The sequence below is a fragment of the Flavobacterium luteum genome (genome assembly GCF_008806775.1).
Classification (GTDB): Bacteria; Bacteroidota; Bacteroidia; order Flavobacteriales; family Flavobacteriaceae; genus Flavobacterium; species Flavobacterium luteum.
Genome location: NZ_WAEM01000015.1, coordinates 1 through 6,025, shown reverse-complemented (window position 1 = coordinate 6,025; position 6,025 = coordinate 1). Strand labels below are relative to the sequence as shown.

Here is a 6,025-nt window from a genome sequence, read left to right as displayed (position 1 = left end):
AGACTTCCCTATTCAGTTAGAGAAAAAAGTAAAACCTGTTACTGTGGGTGATGATTTAGCAAAAGCTTTTGGTATTAAGATTATCTACTTTGATTTAGACAAATGGAATATTAGACCAGATGCTGCCCTTGAATTAGAAAAAATATTAGATGTGATGAAACAATATCCTACTATGAAAATCGATGTGCGTTCGCATACTGATAGCCGTCAAACGCATAAATACAACGAAAAATTATCTGATAGAAGGGCTAAGTCTACTATGGCTTGGTTGGTTACTAACGGAGTTGATGCTAGTCGTCTAATCGGAAAAGGATATGGTGAAACTCTATTAGTGAACAAATGTGCCGATGGCGTGAAGTGTTCGGAAGAGGAACATCAAGCTAACAGAAGAAGTGAATTCATTATTACTGCATTGTAAGATTTAATTGATAAACTAAGTTGAAGCAGTCGTCTCAAATCATATCTTGAGACGACTTTTTTTTGATTATGGAAAACCCTTGAAATTGCATTTTCAATACTTTTTAGACCATCAGAGAAAACTAGTGCCTTATTAAACCCCTCGCTTTTTAGGCTATCTAATTCTTATTGTCACATAATAATTTTCCCTCTGTAGTGTGATTGACAATAGATTAAGACTTCACTTGATCTATCCCCCTTTAAACCTAAAATTAAAATAAATATGAAACTTATTCATATTTAGGAATATGAATAACAAAGTCAATTGTAGTGGTTTTTGATGGAATATATCTTGAATTAACGAAAAATTATAATCAAAATTAATTACACTCAAGGATTGTTATTTTCAAAATACAATAGATATTCTTAGAAACCTTATAAAGTGCTATTGATTAAATATTTAAATTTCCAGTTTAATACCAAGTTAAAAATAAAAATTTCAAAAAAAGCACATGACAAATAACTTTACAAGATGAAAAAATAATAAACAATACTAAATATTTTTTATACAATTATTCTTATATAAAATACATAAAAAATCACTTTATCGATATTAAATGTATTTAATCGATTATTTATTTTGAAGATAGTAAAATTTAATATAGATTTGAATTGTCAAAATCATAGAATTTAATAAATAACTGTTAAATAAAATAGTTCTAAAAAAAAGGTTTTAGAAATTAATAGGGATGACTAAATTAAGTAAAATGAAAAATGGAAATAAATTAAATATTAATCATTTCTGCTTACTATCGTTTGCAAATAAAATTTATGTGTTTGGAATACTATTATTTTTCATTAGTACTAACTCATATACTCAAGTGAGAAAAAACATAAGCAATCAAAAAAATCAAATAGTCGAAAGAAAAAGTTTCTTTTCAAATTTAAAAAATTCAGAGCGAAACTTAAAATCAGATTCAACAGATTCAAAGCATATTGAAAATCTGATATCAAAAGTACATTCGTCAATTTATTGCTATTCAAGAAATGTGAAAACATATGGAGAAGAACCAGTATGCCTCTTTACTAATATTCAAACATTACCGATTTTAAATGATGTTGAAATTAAAAAAGACCTCATAGAAATGGCTACTTTAAGAATAGAGAATCAAGCTGATTTAAATTACACCATAGATTTGAACCTATTTTCAATATTTAAAAGTTTAAAATACATTCAAATCATTTCAACTATCCCAACAACAGAAGAAATCATTACACAAATGATACGTAACGATGATTCAAAATACAGCGTGTTTTTCAAAATTCAAAACGGAGATGCCGAATAATACTCATTAAATTAATCGTTATGAAAAATTTGATTTTTAATTTAATGACCTATAAATTACATTATGCAATATTGCTTTTGGGAATCCTTATTGGAAATACAATAAAAATAAATGCACAAGTTAACGTTGGTTTTACACAGAGAACCTCACAAGATTCCCCAGACAGAAAGATATATACTGTAAAAGGCGATTTTACAATGTTAGGAAATACGTGTTTAACTCCACAAAATTATGGAGTAGCACAAAATAACAATAATCAATATATGAGTTATGTTGATACTGATAATGATCCCAATACATGGAACTCCTCTTCATCAACATTAACACTATCTACAGAAAATGGAGCCCTTCCAAGTTGCTCTAACATTGTTTATGCTGGTTTGTACTGGACGGGAAAATCCTCTCCAGACCAAATTTTTGATGCTCAAAAACAAATTCAAAATGGCACACAAGTAGTTAATTATAATTTGACCGCTACTCACGATATTAATATCGTAAAAACAAATTACAAAATAACCGTTTCAAGAAATGATCCCAGTAGTAATAACAGAAATCCTGTGTATACTTTTACTGGAAACGGTAATACTTATACATTTAATTTTTTTAACAGTAGTGCCTCAAATCGTGTAACGCTTTCAGTTAACGGAGCAGCATCTATAAATATTCCCGTAAGCATAAATGCTGCAAATACTGAAGTTACTTTACTAAATCCCTATGAAATTGTTGACGGAACTGCAAAAATCACTGTTATAAAATTATTTCGAAGTGCAGCTACTAACCTTAGCAGCACTGATACTAGAAACACATCAACTTCTGAAATTAACGTTTCGGCAACAATACCTACATACACTACAATAACTAAACAATATGACAAAAGAGTCATTTCTTTAAAAGGACCAAATTCCAGCTCTTACAGCCAATTTATTGCTACCGCAAATGACATTTACTATCCAAAAGGTACTGAGGATGACATTTATTGTGCATACAAAGAAATTACAGAATATGTAAAACTAAATGGAATAGGAGAATATTTTGCCGCTGACATGGCATTACTTGAAGGTGATCCAGGAGGAACAGGCTATTCTGGTGGTTGGGGAATTATAGTGGTTTATGAAAATTTCAAAATGAAATACCGTGACATTACTATTTTTGATGGTTATGCGTATGTAAACTCTTCAAATACATCAGGTTACACTTTACCTGTATCTGGTTTTAATACCGTACAGACTGGAACAGTTGGAGCAAAAATAGGAATGATGGCGAGTGAAGGTGACGTCAGTTTTGCAGGTGATTACTTTCAAATTCAGAAAAATAGTGATGCTAGTTTCTTAAACTTAAATCATTCAGGAAATATTACAACTAATTTTTTTAACTCTTCTATAAATGCAGGAAGTGATAGAAATCCAAATTTACAAAACAATACTGGAATAGATATTTGTATGTTTACTGTTCCAAACAACGGAAATTTTGTCATTGGGAATAACCAAACTTCAACTACTTTCAAATACGGAACCAGTGGGGACACCTACTCTATCTTCGCAATAGCTCTAGCAGTTGACGCTTATATTCCTGAAAGTGAAGCAGTACTAACCGCCACAACTATTAACAACGTTCCAGCCATTAAGCCTTTTACTTCTTTGCCTGGTCAAGAAATAGGATGTAGAATAAACATTAGAAATTTAGGGACTGAACCAATCGAAAGTTACAAATTAATAATTCCTATTCCTTATAACACCACTTATGTGCCAGGAAGTGCATTGGGAAGTATTTTATTTACGCCACTCCCTACACCAAATAACATTTATTTAGATGAGACTTTAGGTACAAATGGTTCGCTAGTATGGGATTTTGGAACTTTACCACAACCATTGACACCTACAACAACATTAGCTAGATTGACATTCAAGCTAAAAGCTACTGAGGATTGTTCATTATTAAAAAATACAAGTTGTGGTAGTAAAATTGTAGTGAATGGATATACAAGTGGTATAGGTGCTATCACAGGAATTGTTTTTGATAATAATAAAATGATTGAAGGTTTTACTGAAAACGGAGCATGTATTGGAGCCCCTGAAAAACAAACTTTAACTGTAAACATTAACAGCACAAGTTATGTAGGAGCAAATTGTATTAGTATACCTTTAGTACAAAATTTTACTTTTTGTAATAAAACATCTGTTTTAGTTTCAGAAATTGCCTCAAATTTTCCTTCTGGCACTCGGTTCTACAATACATTTCCTGTAAATTCAAACTCAATTCAATTTACAAATAGTAATCCAATTCCTTTATTAGAAGGAACTAGCGCTACCTATTACGCAATTCCACCAACTGCTAATGCTGGTTGTAATTTTGCATTTACAATTTCAAAATGCAAAGATATTAATGCGAATGACGATATAGGAATCAATATAGTTAGTTCAATTGGGGGAATTTCTCTCAGTAATGTATTAGTAAATGATACTTTAAACTCTGCTCCTTTTACATCAACAGAAGTAAACTTGACTTTCGTAGGTGCTACGAATCCTGGAATAACTTTCGTAGGAAGTAGTGTTGCAGTAGCAGCAGGGACTCCAGCTGGTAATTACTCCTTAACCTATAAAATATGCGAAGCCATAAGCCCAAAGAACTGTGATACGGCAAATATTAGTGTAAAAGTATTAGCTGCTTCTATTATAGCTATAGGCGATAGTGGAGCTTCTATAAACAGTTTAACGGGTGGAACGGCGTTTACAAATGTACTTTCTAATGATACTTTAAATGGCACTCCTGTTCTTGCTTCACAAGTGGTTACTTATTTCGTAAGTGCAACAAGCTCTGGGATTTCTCTTTCTGGTAATGATGTAATCGTTGCTGCCGGAACTCCTGCTGGTTCGTATACATTAACCTATAAAATCTGTGAAGTTTTAAATGATTCAAATTGCGATACAGCGGTTGTAACGGTAACTGTTTATGCAAATTCAATCATTGCTAATGATGATACAGTTAAGTGTTTGGATGAAGTAAACGGTGGAATTTCATTTACAAATATAATTTCAAATGATACACTTAATGGATTTGCTGTAACTACTGAAAATGTAAACTTAACTTTTGTAAGTGCAACTAATTCAGGCATTACACTTTCTGGAACTAATGTTTTTGTTGCTCCTGGAACACAAGCTGGTTCTTATACTTTGATATACAAAATTTGTGAAGTTTTGAATACTGTTAACTGTTCTCAAGGTATAATATCTGTAATTGTTAATGCAGTTCCCACTGGATTAAAGTGTTATGAAATAGCGACTTTTAATCCTTCAACTTGTTTGTATGATATTACTGGTACGCAACCTACTGCACCTACTGGATTGGCCTGTTATGAAGTAGCAACTTTCAATCCTAAAACTTGCCTTTATGATGTAACTGGAACACAACCTGTAAAACCTAATGTGGCGTGTTACGAAACTCTTGGTGATTTCAATAATGAAACTTGTACTTGGACTGTGACTGGAGCGCAAATTATAGACAAACCTACATTAGATGATGTAATAGGTCAATGTACTGCTACAGCTACTTTAGCAACAACTAAAGACAACTGTGGAGAAACTATAATTGGTACTCCTCAAAATCCTATAACTTATGACATTGAAGGCGAATACATAATCACCTGGGTATTTGAAAGTAGTGATAAAACAGTTTCTGTAGCAGCGCTTCAAAACGTAACTGTTACTGCTACAAATGCTGATACAGACGGAAAACCTGGTTATGCAGAGTGTAATGCAGACATTGATTTATACAAACAAGATGATTATCCTATTCTTAATTCTTTATTACCAGAAGGAACAGCTTCGGGAGGAACATGGATTGACGAGGTAAATCCATATTCAATAGTTGATGTAAATGGAGAACAGAAATTTAACCCTTACCAAATTAATACCGGTAACTATGAGTTGAAATATTTAACTACTAATGGAGCATGTTCTAGTACCGTTAAAGTAGTAATAACTGTTGATGATGACTGTGTGCTTTTACCAGCTTGTAATTTCTTAGTTCACAATGCTTTTTCTCCAAACGGTGATGGCACTAATGAAGTTTTCATAATAGAAAATATTGATCAAACTGTGTGTTTCCCTACAAATACTGTAGAAATATACAACCGTTGGGGAGTATTAGTATTCGAAACTAATCAGTATGATAATAGTACAAGAGTCTTTAGAGGAATCTCTGAAGGAAGAGCTACTGTTAATAAATCGGCTGAATTACCTACTGGAACCTACTTCTATATTATTCAATATACAGATGGTAAAGGG

General features: G+C 32.0%; 3 protein-coding genes. All 3 read left to right on the top strand.

Annotated elements, in window-relative coordinates; translation table 11 throughout:
- Positions 1-418 (top strand): OmpA family protein (locus tag F6464_RS14230; RefSeq protein ID WP_151108617.1); only part of this gene is annotated, 418 nt, incomplete at its 5' end.
- 745 nt (positions 419-1,163) lie between these two features.
- Positions 1,164-1,742 carry a hypothetical protein gene (locus F6464_RS14225; protein ID WP_191963403.1) on the top strand — a complete coding sequence of 193 codons (579 nt, stop codon included), beginning with the start codon at positions 1,164-1,166 and terminating at the stop codon, positions 1,740-1,742.
- A 20-nt stretch (positions 1,743-1,762) separates the two neighbouring features.
- A partial coding sequence (locus F6464_RS14220; RefSeq protein ID WP_151108615.1) for a gliding motility-associated C-terminal domain-containing protein occupies positions 1,763-6,025 on the top strand: 4,263 nt, incomplete at its 3' end.

Coding starts and splice junctions, on each gene's coding strand:
- F6464_RS14225 (WP_191963403.1), top strand. CDS start 1,164: ATGAAAAATGGAAATAAATTAAATATTAATCATTTCTGCTTACTATCG.